11 protein-coding genes are annotated in these 23,775 nt (G+C 47.0%); 5 read left to right on the top strand and 6 right to left on the bottom strand.

All coding sequences use genetic code 11. The features are described 5' to 3' along the window. Positions 1-18: 18 nt before the first annotated feature. The 6 genes from JUB15_RS13085 to JUB15_RS13110 form a co-directional block, all read right to left on the bottom strand. The gene (locus JUB15_RS13085; protein ID WP_207512943.1) at positions 19-2,379 is read right to left on the bottom strand and encodes a TonB-dependent siderophore receptor; all 2,361 of its coding nucleotides are present in this window, start codon (positions 2,377-2,379) and stop codon (positions 19-21) included. A 722-nt stretch (positions 2,380-3,101) separates the two neighbouring features. Next, complete coding sequence (locus JUB15_RS13090) at positions 3,102-6,290, bottom strand: reprolysin-like metallopeptidase (RefSeq protein ID WP_207512944.1); 3,189 nt, start codon at positions 6,288-6,290, stop codon at positions 3,102-3,104. Between the two features lie 209 nt (positions 6,291-6,499). Beyond that, entirely contained in the window at positions 6,500-10,255 is a 3,756-nt protein-coding gene (locus JUB15_RS13095) for a right-handed parallel beta-helix repeat-containing protein (RefSeq protein WP_207512945.1), read from the bottom strand. 187 nt (positions 10,256-10,442) lie between these two features. Next, positions 10,443-12,398, bottom strand: coding sequence for a T9SS type A sorting domain-containing protein (locus JUB15_RS13100; protein ID WP_207512946.1), 1,956 nt, complete (start codon positions 12,396-12,398; stop codon positions 10,443-10,445). A 499-nt stretch (positions 12,399-12,897) separates the two neighbouring features. Continuing rightward, the gene (locus tag JUB15_RS13105; RefSeq protein WP_207512947.1) at positions 12,898-15,096 is read right to left on the bottom strand and encodes a B12-binding domain-containing radical SAM protein; all 2,199 of its coding nucleotides are present in this window, start codon (positions 15,094-15,096) and stop codon (positions 12,898-12,900) included. A gap of 129 nt (positions 15,097-15,225) precedes the next feature. After that, a complete protein-coding gene (locus JUB15_RS13110) occupies positions 15,226-15,519 on the bottom strand; it encodes a hypothetical protein (protein ID WP_207512948.1) in 294 nt (97 codons plus the stop codon). A gap of 330 nt (positions 15,520-15,849) precedes the next feature. Between JUB15_RS13110 and JUB15_RS13115 the strand changes: the two genes are divergently transcribed. The 5 genes from JUB15_RS13115 to JUB15_RS13135 all read left to right on the top strand — a co-directional run bounded on the left by JUB15_RS13115 (position 15,850) and on the right by JUB15_RS13135 (position 23,774). Further along, entirely contained in the window at positions 15,850-16,437 is a 588-nt protein-coding gene (locus tag JUB15_RS13115; protein WP_207512949.1) for a biliverdin-producing heme oxygenase, read from the top strand. Then, a complete protein-coding gene (locus tag JUB15_RS13120; protein WP_207512950.1) occupies positions 16,421-17,944 on the top strand; it encodes a GAF domain-containing protein in 1,524 nt (507 codons plus the stop codon). The genes JUB15_RS13115 and JUB15_RS13120 overlap by 17 nt, the downstream gene beginning before the upstream one ends. Further along, on the top strand, positions 17,941-22,059 hold the full coding sequence (locus JUB15_RS13125) for a chemotaxis protein CheB (protein ID WP_207512951.1): 4,119 nt from the start codon (positions 17,941-17,943) through the stop codon (positions 22,057-22,059). The genes JUB15_RS13120 and JUB15_RS13125 overlap by 4 nt, the downstream gene beginning before the upstream one ends. A gap of 12 nt (positions 22,060-22,071) precedes the next feature. After that, positions 22,072-22,476: a response regulator gene (locus JUB15_RS13130; protein WP_207512952.1), complete on the top strand. Its 405-nt coding sequence runs from the start codon at positions 22,072-22,074 to the stop codon at positions 22,474-22,476. Between the two features lie 101 nt (positions 22,477-22,577). Continuing rightward, positions 22,578-23,774: a hypothetical protein gene (locus JUB15_RS13135; protein ID WP_207512953.1), complete on the top strand. Its 1,197-nt coding sequence runs from the start codon at positions 22,578-22,580 to the stop codon at positions 23,772-23,774. Position 23,775: the final 1 nt, after the last annotated feature.

Raw genomic sequence — 23,775 nt, forward strand, 5'->3', positions numbered from 1 at the left:
TTTAATGTGATAACCTTGTTAAAAGCTCAATTGCGCCCTGAACAATATATTCCTTGGTAAACCGCGCTGCATATAAAAGGCGTTGAAGGCTCCATAGATATATTGCTCATCGAATACATTATCGAGATTGGCGCTCAGTTGAAGGTTCTGATATCGATAGTATAATCCCAGGTCAACCGTTGCGTAAGCAGGCAGTTTTTGAAGCACAGGAACAGGATAATCAAGCGAGCCGTCTGTTGTGCGGAAGCCTACATAGTTGCTTCCCACAGCGATGCCTACATCTTTAAATGCACCGCTTGTAAAATTGTACCGGGTCCACACATGCGCTGAATGGTAAGGCGCGTTGGTGGCCTGCCGGTTAATTTCAATCTCAAAAGCGCTGCGCGTAATGCGGCTGTCGTTATATGTATAGCCGGCGTTTACATTGAGGTTGGGCAACACGTTGCCAACAATGTCAACTTCAATGCCTTTACTGCTGGCTTTGCCAGTAGCTTCCCGTTTACCCCAGGGATCATTGACAGGGTCTATGGGCACCAGCACATTTTTTCTCTGGATATTGTAATAAGCAGCTGTGATGCTATATCGGCCGTTGAAAAACTCTTTCTTTATCCCAACTTCATATTGCTCACTGTACTGCGGGTCAAACGGACCGCCGAAATCGATCGACTGGTCGGTCTGCGGCATAAAGCCTTTGCTCCAGCTGCCATATACGCTCATTCCTTTAACCGGCTGATAAGTGATGCCTACATTGGGCAAAAATGGCTTGCTGTCGTTGGAAGTATTGGCCATCAGGTAGCTGAACCTGTATATGTCGTATCGGCCGCTTACCATCAGCTTAAGTTTGTCGTTAAAATCTATAAAGCCCATGAGGTACCCGCCCCAGAATTCAGTAAAGGTCATTTCGCTTAATGACTGTGAGATCGTGTACGATTTTTCGGACGCCTGCTGGTATTGCGGCCTGAAGATGTTGATGGAGGGCACGCCATCGAATCCCCCAGCCTGTTTGATATCTGAATAGTATTTGTTTTTGTAATAGTCTACCCCGCCTGTAACACGAAACCGGAACCTGCCTTTTGCAGGCTCCCAAACCAGGTAATTCGTGAAAAAGGAAGCCGTATTGTTGGCGATCATCTCCCGGTATACCCTGCTTACACTACTGTCGGGCCCAGGTATCGGGTTAAAGAAAGACGGACTGTGGGTATGTCCTTCCAGGTTATGTCCGCTCCCATTAAAGCCACTATGAAAAGTCAGTGTGGGCGTAAACCTGTGCTGCAGCTGGAACGACAGCATCGTGTTCCTTATTTGCACATTGTCGGTTGGCTCATGCGAAGTATACTTTACAGGAATGGCAAGCACATCATTATTCCAGGCTGGTACACCCCAGTCGAACCAAACGCTGCGGTTAATGTGATTATGGGCAAATTCGATATCTATTGTTGTTTTCTCCGAAGGTTTGTAACGAATGGCGGGTGCTACGGCAAAGTTCTTATTGTAGATAAAATCCCTGTAGTCTGGATTGTTTTGATAAGATGTGTTGAAGCGATAGAGCAATTTTTTGTCTTTACTCAGATTACCCGTTAGATCGGCGTCTGCGCGGAACCGTCCCCAACTGCCGAAGGATGCACCCACCGTATACCGGTTCATTTCAAGCGGCTTTTTGGTGATAATATTAAAATTACCACCAGGCGAATTCGCGCCATACAATATGGAGGTTGGTCCCTTTAAAACTTCGATCCGTTCTACGTTCACGAGGTTCAAATCGTTCGTATAACCGGTGTAGAAGTTTTTCATTCCATTGATCAGTTGTGCACTGCCGGAATTGTATTCTCCCGAGTGCTGAAAACCGCGGATCATAAAATCGCCATTAGCAGAAGTGAGCGTAACCCCGGTCATATTTTTTACCACCTGCCTGAACTCGGTAGCCTGCCGTTCGTCTATCAACCCGCGATCGATCACGCGAACAGTGAGCGGCAGGTCGATGAGGTTACCCGGCAGTTTACTTTCTTCTGTTGTGGTTGAATTATAGCGCCTCATAGTGCGGGAGGTGATCGTTACCTCCTGTAAGCTATTGTCCTGCTTATTCAGTTGCAGCGATAGCGCGGTCCTTTTCCCTTCGATCACTTCAATGTTTTGTTTCTGCGCTTCGAAGCCTATACCGCTTACCTCGAGGGTATATTTTCCGGCAGGCACCCGGAAGAAATCAAAATAGCCATTGTCGTTGGTTTGTGTACCTTTATTGATCTCCAAAAGTCTTACCGAAATGAAAGCAACGGCTTCCTTATTGGTATCTATGATACGGCCGTTTACATGGCCTGGTTTCTGCGCAAAAAGCCACACAGGCAATAGGAGTACAATTGAAAAAATGACGGTTCTTCTCACTGAGTCAGGAATTTATAATTTTCATTAAAAGAATTGCAGACAGGCGGCTGCGATATACCGTGGCAGCACATGGGGCTACACGTTCGCATTGGCGTTAGCCGTTTTTTTTGAAGCTGCCAACGACACAGCTCCGGCATACACTAATACAGCGTGACCTGGTTAATTGAATAAAGGCAATGTTATACAGGGAAGGAAGGAGGCGGACCTTTGTTGGAAAAAGCAGGTCCCGCAAACTCAAGTAGATCCAGAACCGGCGCCGGCGCTAATGATAACGGTTTGGTTGCTATACTAATTTGTATACATGCATGATCAGGCGCAAAAACGGAATAAGAATGAGAACAGATCTTGCAATTGTCAATATTACCAACAACCGCTTTGTCAACGGTTGATTGAACCGACTGCTTTTTGTTTAATGATGTCGCTGTCGTTTCCGGATGGTGATGCCAGAACTGTACCGGCACGGTTACCAAACCGTACAAGATCAGGAGGAAAGAAGTGATCCAATGGCGATATTTTCCAGAAAGCGTCAACTTCGTATTTACAACATTGTTGCAAATATATGTTTATGCTGTTAAACGCCAAAATTTAACAGCAGGCAAACTTATCAAAACGTTGAGCCTATGGTTAACAAGTTTAATTTGAAAGACAAAGACCCGCTGCACATCAGCGGGTCTTCGTCTTTCTAGAACAGCCAGGTAAAACCTGACTTTCGAATTTGCTATTTATTGCTTAACGATCTTCGTCATATTCACTTCCCTGCCTCCATTCATAATTTTCATCATATATACGCCTGCCGGCAATGCAGCGATATCCAACTGCGTATTGATCGTGTTTACCTGACGGCGTAATACGACACGGCCGTTCACATCAAACAGACTGATGTCTGATCTTCCTGCAAAACCTGTAAGGTTAATGTTCACTACATTGTAAACTGGGTTCGGGAATACATTTACTTTCTGCACATCGCTGGTGATAAGATCTGTTCCGCGGCTGGCGGTGCCCAGTTGTACCCGTACTGTATAACAAGTGGTAGCACTATTTGCCCCGTTGTATCCATATACCTGTGCATAATATGTACCGGGATTAACGGTCCTGCTGATCGTTTCATTGCTGGTGCCGCCTGCCTGTGAAATAGCGAGCTGGTTACCTGCGCTGTTAAGCAGTTTCAGGTCATAATCGCCAGGCAGGTTACCCAATGTAATGGTGATAGTGCCGCGGCTACTGATCACGAACTTATAATGATCAATATCGGCCGTGGGGCTAATGAGTCCATTGACATTGGTATTAAATGGAATGGTTGCCGCACCGGACAGGGTTCCATTGGTTGAAGTATCCAGTGTACTTGCACAAATAGTGGATATGGTTGTGAACTGCGCAGCAGTAAATGCACTGCTGCCACCTGAACAGTTTGATCTTACCCGCCAATCGTATAACGTAGCGGATGTTAATCCGCTCAGATTTACAGACGTTGAAGTGGTTCCGGTTGCTGCATTGATCCACGTCGCTGATGAATTCGCCTTGTAATCTACGTCATAACTTACTGCACCGCTTACAGCCGCCCAGCTAACAGTGGCGCCTGTAGCAGTTATCCCTGAACTGTTCAGTCCGGTGGGCGCACTGCAGGTAACCAATGGCGTTGTGATAAACTGTGCTGCTGAATAAGCACTGCTGCCACTGGCGCAATTGGTCCTTACCCTGTAATCGTAGGTGGCTCCCGGTGTAAGGCCCGTTAAGGCAACGGCAGTATCCGTTGTTCCCGTTGCTGCATTGATCCAGGTGGCAGATGTGTTTAATTTATAATCCACATCATAGGATACAGCACCGCTGACTGCGGTCCACCTTACATTGGCCGATGTGGTGGTAATACCATAAGCGACCAAACCTGCCGGAGACACACAGCCTGAACCGGATGTGATCGTAAAGTTGATGTTTGAAATATCAAAGAAAATATTGCCAACAGCTTCTATTTTTATTCTTGCGGTCGTAGTGGGTGTATTAGGAATAGTTACCATCTCACTGCCGTCATTCGGCGTGCTGGCCACCAGGGTATTGAATGTAGTGCCGCCGTCGGTAGAGATGGATATTTTTACATTGGCACAACTTACGGGCGCAGCCGTGGTATTGGCTACATTCCAGGTTATTGATTGTGCCGAATTACCGGCCCATGATACGGCCGTATTGGGAGCGGTTACTGAAAAAGGCCCTGATGAATTGGTGACGGTTACCGTCATGTCAGCGAAATTCGTCTGGCCCACACTTACCGGCGCCGTGGAACTGTAAGGCGCATTGTCCCTGACCGTTAACCGGAAGTTCAGGGTTCTAGAAACGGAACTCAATGCTTCGGTATTGGCGCCCGCGTCACCTCCCGCCAGCGGGCCTGATACCAGGCCACCTGCAAGGATAGTCGACATCTTGGGAAAATATCTTACTGGTGATGTGGTAGGTGCAAAGGAGATCCAGTTGGGACCGGAAGCTTTGGTGGGACTGGCCACACTGGCAGCGCCTGTTTGTGCTGTGGATGCATTATTATTCTGCTCCCAGCAATACGTGAGCACATCCGCGGCATTGGCATCTGTTGCTGAACCGGTAAGCGCAAACGGAGTGCTGATCGGTATAGTATAATTGCTACCGGCACTCACAACGGGTGTTGCGTTATTGGCGGCTATTGGAGTAGTTACCGGGCAGGTCTTACCAGACAGATTTGACTGGATCTGTGCAATGGAAGCGGCATGAAAAATATCAATAGAATGTGGGGCAAGGTCCTGGCTGGTAATACCGGCATAACCCATAATGGTGATCCCTGAACCGGGTTCTACATTAACGCCTGTGCCTTCATTGCTCATAGAAAAAGTATGGTTGGCGCCCAACTGGTGCCCTACTTCGTGCACCACATAATCAATATCGAAATTATCGCCCTGCGGAATACCATCGGCAGGTGAAGTAAAGCCACTTCCTTTTGAATTGTCGACACAAATGCAACCGATACAACCGGCGTTACCGCCACCGCCTGATGCGCCAAACAGGTGGCCAATATCGTAATTCGCTGCGCCGATCACCGAGTTCAATGTACTCTGCAACTGGCTGTTCCAGGCGCCGCCGGCGCCGGTACTGGCCGGTGAATAGGGATCGGTTGAGGGATTATAATAAAATACATTGGTGGAAGCCGCGATCAGGTTAAGATGGATGGCCAGGTCTTTTTCGTAAACACCATTACACCGGGTAAGCGTAGCATTGACAGCCGCCAGCACCAAAGCCACCTGTGAAGCGCTTGTAGCCCCGAAATAATTGGAATATTCGGCAGTAACTGACTGTGCCAGCCGCAATGTTTTCAGATCGCCGGTTGACCTTGCCACCCTTGCGGCATTAACCTGGTTCCCGATATCAGTTGACAATTGTTGTTCAGGAGTTGAGCACTTCCATGGTAATTGCCTGGGCTGTTTCCTGAATACCGTGTAAACGGTGTGATCGGCAGAATAAGGTTCAATAAACTCATTTTGCCTTTCTGTGCGAATGACCATTGCCTGTACACCCTGCGGGGAAATACTCAGCTTTACAGTGGCGTATTTGTCGGTAAGACCTTTTCCCGAAAACGCCCTTATTTCAGGAAATTGTGCCTGCAATGCAGGTTCAAAATTGGAAGCCTCTACTACCTGGAACTGTTCAATCTGTCCGTCGGCGTTGGGCAAAGAGATAACTGTTGGTCGTGCGGTTGCACCAACCGTTTTGAATACCTCATTCCGTAAAGGAGCGAAATTCAGGTCAAATAATTTGAATTCAGTGGGAAAGGCAAGCCGGGCTACGGCTTTATCGGTAGCGATCCTGGCGCCATCTGTATGTGGCCTCCAGTAATCCTGTGCAAGCAGTATGGTGCTGCACAACATCGCTGTTGCGAAGAGTAAAACTTTTCTCATGTGACGATTCGATTTAATGGTAAAAATGAGTACCGCTATAAATTTAACTGAATTTTCTGCCATTCAGTTATGCGGGCTCACAATTACCCACACACCACAGTGGCCGCTTTTCGCAACGCCGGGGGTGGTTTAAACGAACCGGTTCATGCCGATCGTTTTACTTCGCCGGACTGCCCATTACAGTTAGACCGACTGCTGCCGCGGGCTGATCACCTGATCAGGTTAAAACTTCCTTTTTTAACCGCTGTCGTATTATCAGATAACACGATGGAAGCAACATAGACATAAACACCAACAGGTTGTGGTTTGCCTTTATAGATGCCGTCCCAGCCTTCAGCAGGATCTTTTGTTTCAAATACCTTTTCGCCCCACTGGTTAAAAATGATCAGGCGGATGGATTGAATAACGTTGCTGTATACTTTGAACTTATCGTTCTGCCCGTTCCCGTTTGGTGTAAAGGTATTGGGGAAGTAGATCTGGTCGCTTAATGTCTGACCTACTATTCTGTTTGAGAATGCAGATGCGCAATCCCACCTCGATCCGAGCGCCTCTACCATAAGTCCCACCGTATCGCGCCCCAACAGACCGCTAATGGTATGAGTGGTGCCTGTAGGTCCCGATGAAGGCTCGGTCCAGTGAAGGCCATCCCGCGACACCCGGTAGCCGGTTGCATTTTCAACGGGCGTCCAGGCAAAACGGAGCACAAATCCACCCACCGAATCTACCGTGAGTACGGGCGTCGTGAGCGGATGACAGATCGTAAATTCAATGGCGCCTATATCGGGTTTGGTACTGCTTCGCGGATTGTTATTGATATCGTTTGTTACGCCCACGTAAGCGCCTTTGTCGTCGTAGGGTATATACGTAGGTGTGAAATCGCTGTTTAATGAATCTGCTATCAGCGGATCGAGGCTGATGGCATTGGAATCTTTTCTTACTGCCCGCCAGTCGGCCAGTTGCGCATAGTTAATTCCACCCATAGAACCGGTATAAGCAGTGCCGCTGTCTGCCGTAACTACATAATTATTATAATCGGCCTTAAGGGCGCTATCCCTTCCATTGATAAAGATACCAGTTCTGGTTCCCTGCCCTCCCCTTCTGATGACCACGTTGTTGTTCCTGAATTCGTTGTTAACCGTCAGGTTGCCTATCACACCAAATCCGCGTGTCACAATAGCGGCAATGGTAAAGCCTGTGGAATCTTCAAGTGAAATGGTATTGTGGTAAACCTTCAGGTTATTTGAATTCCGGGTATAAACACCATATTGGTTGCCAACACCCCGGAAATTATACAGCAGGTTATTGGTTACGATGTTCGGGGAAGCCGGCATACCGGCCACCGCTTCGAAATGAATACCATGTGTTTCTACAGTAGACACTCTGCCGCCGGTGATGAGGTCGTGGATCCTGTTCCTGGTAATTTGATTGCCGTTCGGCGTAATACCAAATGAGACGGATTGTTTAACGTAAATACCGTTGAAATTGGTAAAAACCGTACGGGCCTGCTGACTGATATCATTACTATCGACCAGTGTTTTGGCAACGCCGTCGAGATAAATGCCAAAGCCACAGGCATCGGTTATTTTATTGCCGCTAATGATGTTACCTAAAGGAATGGGTGAAGGGGCAAGAGAGGTGCGTGACGTGTGCGTTATGCCATAATAACCACCGGTGATGGTATTGTTGGTTATGGTATTACTATCGCAGTAAGAATAAGTCGAAAAATCGATCGGGTTGCTCGGGCTGTTGTTAATTACAATGCCTGCATAACCGGTAGTGGTAACATTGGTACCAAGTGAAATGGTGCAGCGTTGTATGGTATTATGATCGGCATCGCCCATCAATTGTATTCCATAACCAAATGATGACCCTATCACATTTATATGCAGGCTGTCGATGGTAAGATAATCTATACCGTTCAATTTCAGTACGGCGCGTTCGCTGTTGTTGGTTGGGGCAAATGCCAGCGTTGCTCCATTACCCCTGATGGTGACTGTTTGTGTGGGCGAAGTACTGACAGCAGGTATAATTACCTGTTCATTGTAAGTACCAGGCGCTACATTGAATACGATGGATCCTGTAATGCCGCATTGCATGGCGAGCACCGCATCGTTGAATGAATTGAAATTTATACCGCCGGTGGGCTGCGCTGCATTGATGGTATAGGTGCCGCCAGACAGTTTTGTATTAACGATCACCCGAATAGGCGCTGAATATTTTGTATCTCCAAGACAGGTTACAGCAGCCCGGTAAAATAAGGTGGTGCCCGGTAACAGTTCCAATGATGGATAAGCAAGGCCGCTGCTGATATTGGTATAGGTTCCGTTTGCCGAGGAAGCGCTTTGCCAGGTGTAGGTTTGCCCAACGCCCCAGGAATTACCGGCTAAGCCCAACGCTATTTGCGGACCGTAACATAATATTGAATCAGGTAAAACGGTAGTGGTTCCGGGCGTAACCGGGGTTTGACAGGCGGGCGTTACAAACTCATAACAGCCGGGGTCGGGATTGAGCGTGCTACGTGTTGCGCCCGCAATATCGGTAATAAGATTTACCAACAGCGCCATGTTATCTATGGGTTGGGCTGTAGGCACAAAGTTGAAAGCCGCTATATTGGTGTATTGGGGATGCATGTACACCGATGAATAATCCTGCCCCGTTGCTTTTTGCCAGTCAGATAATAATGGCAGGTCCTCGTGCGCCAGCGAGGCAACCGCATTGCTAAAATCAGAACCGGTTACATAATACACATTCCGTTTAAAGGTAAGCGCCGGCATCACCTTCTCCAATGTAATACAATAGTTCCAGTCGCTGGTTGGTCTTGAAATAGTAATGATATTATTAAACACATTTACATTACTCACGTCTTCAAAATAGATCCCATTGCACTCCTGGCCGTAAATGTTCTGATCGTCGAGTGAAATGGTATTATTGTAAATGTTAAAATACGAAGTGGCTGCATAGCGCGACGCTATACCATATTGTATACCATTTGAGCTGAGATCGTAGATAAGATTATTGGCGAACAGATTTTCTTTACCGGCAGCTCCCTGCGCCGAATTCAATATACCATAAATATAGCTGCCCCATATAAATTCATCAATATGAAAATTGTGAATTTTGTTATTGATGATTTTTACGTTCTGGTCAAACAGGTTCAGGTAAACGCCGACAACCGTAGTGGTGGCATGCGGCCCACCCTGCAGGTCATTACCGTCTACGATAGTACCATCGTTATAGGTCAATTGAATACAGTTACTGTATGAATCGGAAATAACATTGTTCAGGATCCTATTACCCTGCATAAATACCGCTGTGCCGGAAACAGGTGCACTGTTAAGCGTAATGCCGGTTCTTCCGCCTGAAATGGTATCGTTTTGAATAAGGTTATTATCGCAAAGGCTGGTACCGGCCGCTGTTGATGCGCCGTGGTTACCATTAATTACGATCCCTTCGTTATTGCCCGGCGTAGCGCCGGTTGGAAGAATGATCCTGCAATTCTTTATAGTATTGTTGTCTGCGTTGTTCAGCAGGTGAAAACCATAGCCAAACTGCCCGGCTGCCTGTGGGGTGATCCGGATCTTATCAAAAGTTACATAGCTGATGTTATCGAGCTTTACACCAGCCCGGTTATTGGTATTGTTCGAAATAAATGACAGCGTTACACCATTACAATTGAAAGTGAGGGTATTGGTAGCAGTTGTCCCAATCTTGTTATCGAGATAGATCTGCTCATTATAGGGTCCCGTATTGGGCGCTACGTTAAAAGTAATGGGGCCGTTCAGTCCATTCTGCATGAAAGCGACCGCATCGGTAAATGATTGGAAATTGGTACCGCCTGTAGGCAATGTGGAGTTGATCGTGTATGTACCTGACACCTGCGCCTGTGCCACATAATAAAATAGCTGGAGGGAAAGAAAAAGCAGCAATACTTTATTCAGTATTTGCACCTGCAAAGTTTTTCGCATAGTTGATAAATGGATTTAACTTTTCACAGGATATGGTATAGGTTATCAGTGAACGCACATTAATAAAACGCCTGAGCAGCACGCACACATATTAAAAAACGACAACATGTATGTTTGTATTGCGCCAGCTGTATAAAACAAAGGGATGCAGCTTCCCGAAAAAAGCGCATCCCTTTTTTATAATGATCTATTTCGTTAAAAGCATTCTTTCCACCAGCACATCACTACCTGACAGCACTTTTACGGTGTAGATGCCTTTTGCCCAGGTATCGAAATCATTCATTTTAATGGTTGAGAATCCTTTTTGAACATGGGTGTTAATTGATCGCATTAGGTTTCCTGTAACATCGTAAATAAACACCTGCACATCTTTATCAGCATTGGATGCAATATTTATCAGTACTGCATTTTTTACCGGATTAGGCGTCAGTTTTACGGATAATGCATTTACCGATAATGATATTTCTACCGCCTTACTGTATTGCACTTCTCCGTTATGACCGGTTATTTTTATGCGGTAGTATACTTTTGAGGATTTAACCCCGAATACTTCATCTGTGGCCTTGTAAGCGCTATAAGTTAACTTCGTATCTGCACTCACCGTTCCTGCAGGCGTATAATGGATCCCATCGGTACTTCTCTCTATAGTAAAGTTCTTAATGCTCTTATTTGAGGTCACCGACCAATCGAGATTAACCAACCCATTATTTAGTAATCCGGTAACATTTATTTTGTTATTGTTCAGTACAGCACAGCTTGGATCATAAACAATGGTAGCACTGTCGACCGCATAGGCCGGGCAATTGTTCTCCAGCACCTGGGTTACTTTGTAAGTACCGGGCTGATCCACCGTTATAGAAGTGCCGTTATTGACTGCAATTGATCCATCGGTGGTGGTCCAGTTGTAGATGGATGTAGAATATGGATTAGTAACCGAGATATTGCTGACACCTACAGCGCCGCAAAATATGGGAACATCGGCTGCAATATCAACACTTGGCGGTAAAAACAGATCGAAGGGAGAAATAAAGTCTTTTAATTCCGCAGTGAATTGTTCTGAACTTCTTGTTTTAACCATTACCTTACTAAATGGTATGCCGCAGGGCGTTTTTCCCATCAAACTAACAGGATCGAGGCCGAGCACCGTAAGGTTTATGCCGAATTCCATAAACTGGCCGGTGGCGTAGGACTGCACCAGCCCGCCATTGGCGCGTGGCACCCACCAGGGGCCGCCCCAGGTAGGAGCAGCGTTTTCAGTGCCAAAGTAAAACGGGTCGCCGTTCTTAGGCTGAATGCCGGCATATCCATATTGGGTTTTACCGCCACCGAAGGTGCCGGTCCAGTCAAAATTTGCTGGTATTGTATTTAATAGTTCCGCTTCATCTACCCAGATCCGCGCTTCGATGTTTTGAAGCCCGCCGTTGTAATTGGCCGCAAAGATCATATCGCCCACCTGCGTTACATTGCCGGCGGCATCAAACTTCCAGGCCGTATGCCCTGCATCAGGACCATAACCGGTAAAACCGGTTGTGCTGCGGGTATAAAAAATATCTGTCTGGTAGAGTTCAAAATCGAAATACCGGTTGCCGTTAGTACCTTCTATAGCGACGGCGCCAAACAGCCAGAGTTGATCTGAAGGATCATAGTTGGGCCCTTCGCGCCTTAAATGAAGGAATACGTCAAGGATATCATTTTTCGGGAGCATATTGCTCGTTTCGCCGGTCCAGTCTGCCGGACTATCGCCGTTCTTATTAGAGCCGGCGGTAAACGCAGTTTGGTCATAGTCATGGTAATCCCTGACAAATACTGCATCAATTAAAGTCCTTCCATTTGTTTGATAAAATGAGGGATACCCCATCTTGCGGTAAAACGGTATATTTCTGTTGGCTGCATTGGACTGATAACCGGCGAGGATGGCTGCAGCGCCTGTGGTATCAATTACAAACAAACTGTTGCCGCCATTGGGAACCTGTTTGTAAAACCAGTCATCGCAATCGCTGCATGGGCTGTTAACGCCCATGAACATGTTGGCTTGTGCATCGGCTTCTATCCCGAATTTTCCCTCAATTACGGGTGTCATGACCTGTGAATTACCCCCATACACCCAAAGAGCCAGGAATTGGATGAGTACAATTTTTTTCATAAATACGGATTGATATAAAAGAGTACTAAACCAATGTCAATACTAAATAGCAATAAAGCTGAAATGGATTTGCCAGTAAATCTCCGGGCTGGCAGCACCTTATTATTGAAAAATGGTTTAGACTAACTTTTCTCTTGGTTGCCGGTCACTTTTTATCCTATTATCACTATCGTTCACACTGCCTGTTCCAGGACCCATCTATAGGAAATAAAACAAATATATTAATTAAACTATAAGACCAAAAGCTTTTATATGATTTAATATTTATTTTTATTTTACCCTAAGTGTATACACCTGCATTATTGCTAGATGTATATTATTACATTAACTACTTTATCCAGTGAGTCAATAGGTTAAGCCGCATTGCTATCTTGTTTGCCTATGCGCAACAGCAGTAGATTTACTAAAGAAGCAGGAAAACAACCGGCGTAATTATACGTAGAAGAATGTAGTGTGACGGTAAGAAACAATATTTATATGTATACCCTATGCATCAACTTTATAACCTCAACAAACCAACCTTATGTAAAGTATTTACTGGTTTATTGTCCCAGAACAGCTCAAAGTCTTCCAGTCCGGCGGCTTTGTAACTGTCCATTACATCCTGCAGCGTAAGCACCCTGGGATTGGTGATCGACAGTGCGTTGAGCATTCCGGCCAGCCAGATGCCCTGTTCGCGGCCAACACTGATGCTGTATTGCTCGCGTTTGTCCTGAAAGGTAAGCGAGGTCATTTCCCAGCTATTGCCTTTTTTAGTTTTGGTAAATTGTTCTATGACCGGCGGCCTGCCCAGGTATACGATCCTGGAACTGGGTTTTGGAGAAGTATAGATATCCTGTTCAAGTACTTTCTGAATATAGTCAGGCGCTACTTTTGTTTTCGGCACTTTAAAATCAAACCATTTTTGCAAGGGATCGTTGAGGCCGATGCCATGCATATAGTTGAACAGCGATTTCTTCAGACCAAACGCAAATGCTTCGTGGTCCGCTCCGGTCTCATCGATGTGTACGAGGTCATTGTTGGCAAAGCTGCCTGCAAGTGCCGACGCTTTTTTTACTTTGAATTTCTCCGGTTCCATTCCTATAGGGCTATGCACCGTCATGGTGAATAAATGCCAGAAAGCCGACTGCAGTACACCTGCGGCGAACATTTGACGAACCATTTCCAGTGAATCGATCGTTTCCTGTTCGGTTTGGGTGGGAAAACCATACATAAGGTAAGCATGTACCATAATGCCCGCTTCTGTAAAATGTTTGTTCACCTGTGCCACCTGCGCTACGGTGATCCCCTTTTGAATAAGCGCAAGAAGACGGTCGCTGGCCACTTCCAGTCCGCCGGAAATAGCAATACAACCTGAACGTTTCAGCAGCAGGCAGAGGTCGCGGGTAAAGCTCTTTTCAAATCGCACATTGGCCCACCAGCTCACCGTTAGTTTGCGCCGGATGATCTCCAGCGCCAGTGCGCGCATCATGGCCGGTGGCGCAGCTTCATCCACAAAATGAAAACCGTTCTGTCCGGTCTGTTTCATCATCTCTTCCATGCGATCAACCAACAGCGAGGCGGCTATTGGTTCGTAGAGTTTGATATAATCAAGGGAAATATCGCAGAAAGTACATTTGCCCCAGTAGCAGCCATGCGCCATCGTTAGTTTGTTCCACCGGCCATCGCTCCACATCCGGTGCATGGGGTTTACTACTTCAATAGCAGAAATGTATTTATCCAGAAGAAAATCGCTGTAGTCCGGTGTGCCCACCTGCGCCTGTTTGTAATCGGCGCAGCTTTGGTTGTTTATAAATTGCACGGTTCCATGCTGCAGGGTAAATGTTCTTTTCAGGGCTGAAGCGGAACAGCGGCCTTCTACGAGATGCACCAGTTGTTCGAGGGGCGCTTCGCCATCATCGAGGGTGATGTAATCATAGAACTCGAATACACGCGGATCGGAAAGGGAACGCAATTCTGTATTAGCGAAGCCGCCGCCCATCGCCACCTTTACTTCGGGGTAATGTTGTTTGATCCACTGACCGCAACGCAGGGAAGCATACAGGTTGCCGGGAAAAGGAACGGAAATGGCTACGAGTTTCGGTGCTAACCTTTCCATGTGCGCTTTCAGCAGCCTGATCTGCAATTCATCGATGAAGGTGTTTTCCTTTTGCAGGGCGCTGTACAGTTCGTCGAAGCTGTTGGCAGAGCGCCCCAGTTTTTCTGCATACCGGCTAAAGCCAAAATGTTCATCTATACATTCACTAATGAGGTCCGACAGGTCTTCCAGGTACATGGTGGCAAAATGTTTGGCTTTGTCCTGGGTACCCATGGAACCGAATGCCCAGTCGAGGTCGCCCAGCTGCGCAAAACGGCTGGCTTCAGGCAGGAAATCGCGTTTGCAGATGCGGTGCGCCAGGGTGGGATTATGTCCCTGCAGAAACAGGACAACCTCGTTGATCGTATGGATATAATCTTCCTGCAAGGCCACTATGCGGGCGGCATTGTCAGACAATGGTTTTTCAAGCTGGTTGATACGGTTGAACAGTTCCTGCAGCCCTTCATGGCAGAACAGGGCCAGGGTTACTTCGATACCCAGGTCGCTCTGAAAGGAACGGATATTTTTAGTATTCAGGAAACCCTTCAAATAAGCCGTGGCCGGATACGGCGTATTAAGCTGGGTGAAAGGCGGAGTAATCAAAAACACAGGAACACTCAAGATCAAATGATTTCCGCAAAATTAGGCTAAAAAAACCGGTTTGCGGAGAAGCCCCGGCTGAGGAACCTGTATGGCTGGCGTTACGTCCGGGCAAGCTTTTCTGATGAACAACGGCAGCGTTTACCGTGATCACCAGACCCGGTATATTTCCCTGGAGCCGGTCAAATACATATCGGTGTATCCGGCCATTTTCTCCTGCATCTTTTTCGTTTTTTCAGGGTCTTTGCCCATTTCTTCCCAGCTTTTATCAAAAGCAGACAGACTGTCGAATTTGCTTACCATTACTACCTTGTTGTACTGACCGGTCATATCGGTCAATACATCTACAAACTCCTTGTTATCGGCCATCACTTCTTTGAATAGTTTAGCCAGTTTGGAAGCATTGCCTGGTTTACAAATAAAAATGTCGTGTACTATGATCATGGCTGAAAAATTTTAATAAAAGGTAAGTCCTTTTTGTCAGAGTACCACGTGAAGTCATTTGATATAGATTAAGAAATCGAAGTCTACTTCGATCTGATCTATCCCAACCTGTGTAAACGTTTGCAGCGCATGACGACCATCCCATAACAGCTGTGTGAGCTTTTAAAGATCTCCATTAAGTATACATCCCAGTCGATCGATGCAGTCCTTGAGGTTGTTACAAACGTCAACAGCGACAATTACGAAACAAGGATATAATTATATATTTCATATTTACACGATCGATTTTATAAATGCAATTTCGGGTTATCTTGCAGGCAAATGGTACAAGTGGCAGATCGCACATTACCGGAATACATAAAATTGCACACGAAGACGGAGCATGCTGCTCTGGAGAAGCAATTGATCGGCATCATTAAAAACATTCATACCACAGAACAGTATATCCACCTCTTAAGGATGTTCCATGGCTATTATCATGCACTCGAGCTTCAAATGGAACAATATTTGAAAAAAGACCTTATTCCTGACATTGCTGAGCGCCGGAAATCGAATGCGCTTTTGCAGGATATCAGGGACCTTGGCGGGGACAGCAAAAACCAGCAGGGGAAGGTTGATACACCGGACATCAACAGCTATGCCCAGGCTCTGGGAGCCGCATACGTACTGGAAGGCTCAACACTCGGTGGTGTGATCATTGCAAAAATGATCAGGGCACAATTGCCGGATATCCCTGCAGGAAAGGGATTTTCGTTTTTCAATTGTTATGGGGAAAATGCCCATGGAATGTGGAATAAATTCCGCACATACCTGCTTGCGCTTACACGAAAAGAAGACCAGGAAGCAGCAGCCGATACGGCCCGGCAAACATTTTTAAAATTCAAAGCGTGGATCGACCAGTATGAGCCAGTTTTCTAAATATGACTCCGAATTTTGTGGCAATATCCCCATCCATATTATCAATACTACCCAGGAGTATGGGGTCCTTCTGGTGCTTGACCGGCACAAACTCACCATAGAGCAGTTGGGTGAAAATGCAGAAGCTTTCTTTGGATCACCATTTAAAAACCTTGCCGGCAAACCGGTGCAGGACCTAATTGGCGCAGCTGCCTCCCACGTATTGGAGGAGCACCTTCAAAAAGGCAACGGCAAATATGCCACAGCGTGGGAAATAAAAGGAGAACGCTATAACACCCTGCTGCATGTAAAAGAGAATATGGTGATCGTGGAAATGGAGAACCAGCCTGCGGCAGATACCGAATCCTCGTTCAGTGCATTATACCAGTCGCTCCGCGAAACCATCAGCCAGATAGAATCTGCGACCGACATAAAGCAGGTGTGCACCATTGCAGCCGCGGAATTGAAAAGGATCACCGGTTTCGATAAAGTAATGATCTATGCATTTGACCAGGACTGGAATGGTAATGTGCTGGCTGAAGCTATGGAACCGGACATGGAATCTTATATTGGCTTCACATTCCCGGCATCAGACATTCCCAAGCCGGCGCGTGATATGTACCAGAAGAATCCGTACCGCTTCATTCCCGACAGGGACTTCAAACCGGTAAAACTGTACCCGGTGATCAATCCCATCACCAACACCTTCCTCGACATGTCTGAATGCAACCTTCGGGGGGTGGCGGCAGTACATGTAGAATACCTGAAGAACATGCAGGTGATGGCGTCCATGTCTGTGCGATTATTAAAGGACGGCGCCTTATGGGGCCTGATCGCCTGTCACCATAAAACAGCCCGGCGCATAGACAACCAGCTGTGCACGGTGCTTGAATTTCTCTCGACCGTAATTTCGGCACGCATCAACCTGCTTTACCACCAGAAAGTTCAAGACCTGAGCGCCCGGCTCAACAGCCTTTATACCCAGCTGATCGAAAATATTTATCAGAGTAAAAATCTGGTAAAAAGCCTGCTGCACGAAAAACCGCATGTGTTGGATCTTTTCGATGCGCAGGGAGTTGTCATAACTTACAGAAATAAAAAAGAAACAGCCGGTGAGGTACCGAATGCCTCACAATTGGAAGACCTGGTGCTGTGGCTTCACCTCAAGAACCTTCGCAAAGTATTTTACACCGACTCACTGTCGGGCATATATGATATGGCAGCGGAATACCAGGACATTGCCAGCGGCATGCTGGTGATACCGATACAAGCCGCGCAGGATGAATACCTCATTCTTTTCCGGAAAGAATTCATCCGCACCACCAGTTGGGGCGGCAATCCGGAAGAACGGATCTTCTTCGACAAGGATCCGAAGATCTACCACCCACGCCACTCGTTCAAGCTGTGGCAGGAGCATGTAAAAGGATTTTCCAAACCCTGGCTGCCTGAAGAAATAATGGCGGCAGAAAATCTGCGTAGTTTTATTTATGAATTGATAAACCCCGAACCATTGGCATTACAGCAATGAAAGCGACGCAAAAACATTATGTGATCACAGTAGGAGCTTCTGCAGGGGGCTTGGAAGCCATCCAGGAGTTCTTTGATCATATGCCCCCGACGGGCAATATGTCATTTGTAGTGATCCAGCACCTTTCGCCGGATTACAAAAGCCTGCTGGTAGATCTCGTGGGCAGAAGAACACACATGAAAGTGCTGGAAGCCGCCCATAATATGCCGGTGTTGCCAAACAGTGTGTACGTGATCCCCAACAACAAACAGATCCGTATGCAGAAAGGGAAATTGCTGTTATCTGATAAAGTGAACGATAAGGCGCCCAATAACGCAATAGACGTTTTCCTGCACTCACTCGCTGCCGATAAAAAAGAACAGGCGATCGCCGTGATCCTTTCAGGAACCGGAACCGATGGCACCAGAGGTATTGCCGCCATTAAAGAGAATGGAGGCTCAGTGATGGTTCAGAACCCTGCCTCTGCCAAATTCGACGGCATGCCCAACAGCGCCCTGGCTTCGGGTTATGCAGATGTCATAGACACACCGGCCGGTATTGCCGAAGCGATCGTAAAGGAAATATTCCAAACGGAACAACACCTGAAAGCCAAAGAGCCCGATGAGGAAACGCTCGCACAAATATTTGAGCTGGTCTATAAATACGCGGGTCAGGATTTTCATTATTACAAAACACCGACCATCCTTCGGCGCATCAATAAAAGAATGCTGCAGCACAGCATCGAGGAGCCCCAGGAGTATGTGAAGCTGTTGGAAAACAGCCCTGCAGAATGTAAGGAGCTGGCCCATGACTTCCTCATCAGCGTAACCAAGTTCTTTCGCGATGCAGAAGCTTATAAAGTACTTAGCGAAAAAGTGCTGCCCGAGCTCATCGCCTCAAAAGAAAGCGGTGATCAGCTTAAAGTATGGGTATCGGCCTGCAGCACCGGAGAAGAAGCCTATTCCATAGCCATGGCCATTGACCAGGTACTGGAAGAAACAGGAAAAGAGATAGAAGTAAAGATCTTTGCATCAGACATTGATACGGCCAACCTCGACATTGCTTCTGTGGGGCTGTACCCTTTTTCCATTGAAAATGATGTACCGCAGCATTTGCTGAACAAGTATTTTTTAAAGAAGGCAAAAGGCTGGCTCATCGTACAGCGGCTGCGCAAACAGATCGTATTTGCGCGGCACGACATTACCAAAGACCCGCCGTTCATCAAGAACGACCTGGTTACCTGCCGCAACATGCTTATTTACATGAACAGTGTGCTGCAGGACAGGATCTACGCCATGCTGCAATTCTCTCTGAACAAAGATGGTTTCCTCTTTCTTGGCCCCAGCGAGAACCCGCCGTTCAGCAAGAACAGCGCCATACAGCAGGTGAGCCCGAAGTGGAAGATCTTTAAAAAACTGGCTGACATAAAGCAACGGGTAACCTTTGGCGACAGTGTATCAAGCCCCGTAAAAATGCAGCGGCATGGCAGTTCGCCGCAGGATGCAGGCACAAAAGGACAGAAAGATCTTTGGAAAGAAATGCGGACGGCATTCCTGGAAGACCTCGGCTATATAGCTTTTTATATCGACCGCAACTTCGAGATCCATGAAACCATGGGCAATTATGAGGACCTGCTTTCCCTGCCCAAGAAAATGCTTAACCTGAACCTGATACGCATGCTGCCGCAGGATCTTTCTCTGATCGTGAACCGGGAAGTGCGCAAAGCGTGGAAGAGCAATAAACCTGTTTACCTGAATTATATTGTATTTGGCAAAGGGGATAATGCCCGCGCCGTGAATATTTTGCTGAAGCCCGCTGTAATAGCCAGCGGGCACGATTATACGCTGGTCATGTTCAGCAGGGCCGTACCGCCAGTAGAGCTTCCAGTGGAAAGGCCCGAACCGGAATATGATTATGATTACGTACGGAACCTTGAGGCCGAACTGGCAGAAACCAAGAACAGCCTGCAACTGGCGGTAGAAGACCTTGAAACGGCCAACGAGGAGCTGCAGAGCTCCAACGAAGAATTGCTTTCCTCCAACGAAGAGCTGCAAAGCTCAAATGAAGAACTGCAATCGCTGAACGAAGAACTGTACACGCTCAACACTGAGCACCAGTTAAAGATCAAGGAACTGGTAGAACTGAACGATGACCTGAACAACTATTTCCGCAGTACGAATATCGCCCAGATCTTTCTCGATGCACAGCTGAACATTCGCAAGTTCAACCCTGCATCAACAGAGATCATCAATTTTATCGAGTCCGATCTTGGCCGTCCATTCTCCGACATTTCCAACAAATTCAAGTACGACCAGCTGTTAAATGATATCCGCCATGTAGAGCATACCCGCACAGTGGTCGAAAAGGAGATCAGCCTGCACGAAGGCAGGAACTTCCTGTTGCGTATTATGCCTTACATCACCCGGGAAAAAAAGTACGCAGGTATCATTATCACCTTTGTAGATATCACGACCATCACGAACCTGAACAATATCATCCGCAGCGTGTTCAATGCCACTACCAGCGCCATTCTGGCCCTGCATACCGTGACTGACCAACGCGGAAAGATCACAGACTTCATGATAGATGCAGCCAACGAAAAAGCGCAAGAATGGTTCGGCAGCAAAGATGTATTGCTAACCGGCAAAAGACTGCGCAGCGCAGCGCCGTTATTGAGCACACCAGAGTTGTTCTCGGAGTATTTGTCGGTAGTGCTGGATGACGTTAAACTGCACCGCGACGTGGTAATCGACGGGACGGATATGTGGTTTGAACTTACGGCAGCGAAGATGCCGGATGGCCTTGTTATAACGTTTACCGACATCACCGATAAAAAGAAGGCTGTTCAGAAGATCCGCAAGAACTACAGTGAGCTGAACGAAGTGAAAGAACACCTCCGCAGGCTCAATAAAGAACTGGAAGATAAAGTGAAGGACCGCACGCGGGAACTGTCTTTCAGCGAAGAGCGCTTCCGGCTTGTGGCGCGCGCCACCAATGACACCCTATGGGATTGGGATCTTACCGCCGACAGAGTATGGTGGAGCGATGCGTTCCGCAAAACCTTCGGTTATGCAGAAACGGGAATGACGCGTAAGGCCTGGCTGGAACATGTTCACCCCGATGACCGCCAGCGACTACAAACCAGCATTCATACCGCCATTCATGAAAATTATCATCAATGGAGCCAGGAATACCGCTTCCGGAAAGCCGATGGCGACTATGCCAATGTGCTGGACAGGGCTTATATCCTGCATAATGAATTTGGGGTGCCCTACCGCATGCTGGGCTCCATGCTCGACCTTACCGCACTGCGCAAGGCCGAGCTGGAGATCAAGCGCATGAATGAAGAACTGGAAGAAAAAGTAAAACAGCGTACAGAACAGCTTCAGGCAACCAACCGGGAACTGGAATCGAGCAACCGCGACCTGCAGTTGTTCGCTTCTGTAGCCAGCCATGACCTGCAGGAGCCGCTTCGCAAGATCCATATGCTTACCAAGATGGTGAAAGACCGTCATGAAGGGGATCTTCCCGAGGAAACCGTCATATACCTTAACAAGATCATGCAGTCTGCCATGCGCATGAAAGCGCTGGTGAACAATATCCTGCATTTTTCAAAGCTGTCGAACGACGTTACCGGCTTCAGGAAGACCGACATAGGGCAGATCATCAGGGAAGTACGGGAAGATTTTGAAATGGTCATCCGCGATAAGAATGCGGAGATCAGGGTGTCAGATATTCCACAGCTGGAAGTGATAAAACCGCATATTCAGCAGGTGTTCCAGAACCTCATTGGCAATGCGCTCAAATTCGCACGTAATGACGTACCGCCGGTGATCACCATTACTGCCTGGTGCATAAATGAAAAATCATTCACTGCGCCACCGGTAGATAAAGGCCGCTGGTGCCATATTGACGTTAAGGATAACGGTATAGGCTTTGATGAACAGTTCCGGAACCGTATCTTTGACCTGTTCCAACGGTTGAATTCGAAAGACAAATTTGAAGGTACAGGTATCGGTCTTGCGATCGTGAAAAAGATTGTGGAAAAACATAACGGCCTGGTTGCAGCAAACAGCCAGGAAGGGCATGGAGCGGTTTTTTCCATTATACTTCCCATAGAGCAATCTGCCAGGTAAACACGAAATGAAATGACAGTATTTAAGCGAATAATGTTAGCGGAAGACGATGAAGATGATAAATGGATCTTCACAGAGATCATGAAAAAACTGACCGCCAACAGAAATATTCACTTTGATGTGGTAGACAATGGCGTGCAGATCCTCCATGCATTGGAGAATACACCTAAACTACCCGACCTGGTGATCCTTGATCAGAACATGCCGCAGTTGAATGGAAAGGAAACCCTGAAGCTTATCAAGAAGAACGACCGTTTCAATCACATCCCCGTCGTCATCTACTCTACCTATAACGACAGCCGTTTATCCAATGAATGCTTCGATATCGGCGCCACCCAGATCATTACCAAACCCGATACATTCGAAGGGTTCCGGGAAATGATAGAAATGCTGGTGCAGAAGTATTGCAATTCCTGAGATCTGCAGCACTCCACCCTATCCCTTAAAATTACCTTTCATACCATGAACTGAAAAATGATCGCTTTTTGTAGTAACTTATAAGACAAAGTGTAAAAGATTTGAAGAAGCCTGGTTTCATAATCATTTTTCTTCTTTTCACCTTTTTATCGAAGGCGCAACCAGGCAATTGTATTTTAAGGCCATCCCAATTCACCATCCATTTCGGTAGCGGTAACGTGCGTGACCCGAATACCGCCAATCTTTCCAATTACTGGCGGGTTGCCGGCTCCTGCCCTTCTGACGGACATTATTCTTTTGTTTCATATACCAGCAGATGTTTTAGTGATGACTGGCATACGCTCTCCTCAGATCATACCGCAGGCGATGCTGATGGCAATATGCTGCTGGTGAACGCAGCACCGGATGGAGGCACTTTTATGAACATCCCGGTAATTGGACTGAAGAGCAATACGCAATATGAACTTGCCCTCTGGGTGATCAATTTATGCAAGCCCACGAAAAAATGCCCGTCCATACTGCTGCCGAGCCTGAACATCCGGCTGGAGACAACGGAAGGCAGGCCGGTTGCCAATATAGTTACAAAGGATCTGCCCAGGATCGCAGTGCCGGTTTGGGAACAGCACCGGGCTTATTTTACCACCCCTGCATCTCCGGCAACATTGCGTCTGGTGATGGCCAACCATGTGCCGGGAGGCTGCGGAAACGACTTTGCCATAGATGATATCACCTTCCGGGAATGTGTGAAAAAGCCGGTTGCAGCAACGCAAAAAACGCCTGCCGCGACAAAACGTTTTACAGCTTCCAAAACAGTCACACCGAAAACAACCACTTTCCCGCAAAAAAAAGTTCAGCCGGGCCCGGTGATAAAACCGAAACCTGTGATCATTTCAAAAACCATTGAACCGGTAAAACAATCTACGATAGCCATACCTGTAATGCCCCTGGTATTGAAAAACAGGGAAAATACATTGGTGAAGAAAATTGAGACGGAAGCCGGCGAGATCAACATCAGTTGCTATGACAATGGTGAAATAGATGATGATACGGTTAGCATATACCATAACAACAAATTGATTAAATCGAAGATGCGGCTATCTGAAAAACCGATCTCATTCGCCATTGCTGTAAATGAAGCGCAAAGCCATCATGAACTCATTATGGTGGCGGAGAACCTGGGTTCCATTCCACCCAATACCTCCGTCATGGTGATCAATACGCCCGGCACCCGTTACGAAGTTTTTATTTCATCGAGCCGGCAAAAAAATGCGAAGGTGGTTTTCGATCTAAAGAAATGAG

Source organism: Longitalea luteola, assembly GCF_017356035.1.
Taxonomy (GTDB): domain Bacteria; phylum Bacteroidota; class Bacteroidia; order Chitinophagales; family Chitinophagaceae; genus Niastella; species Niastella luteola.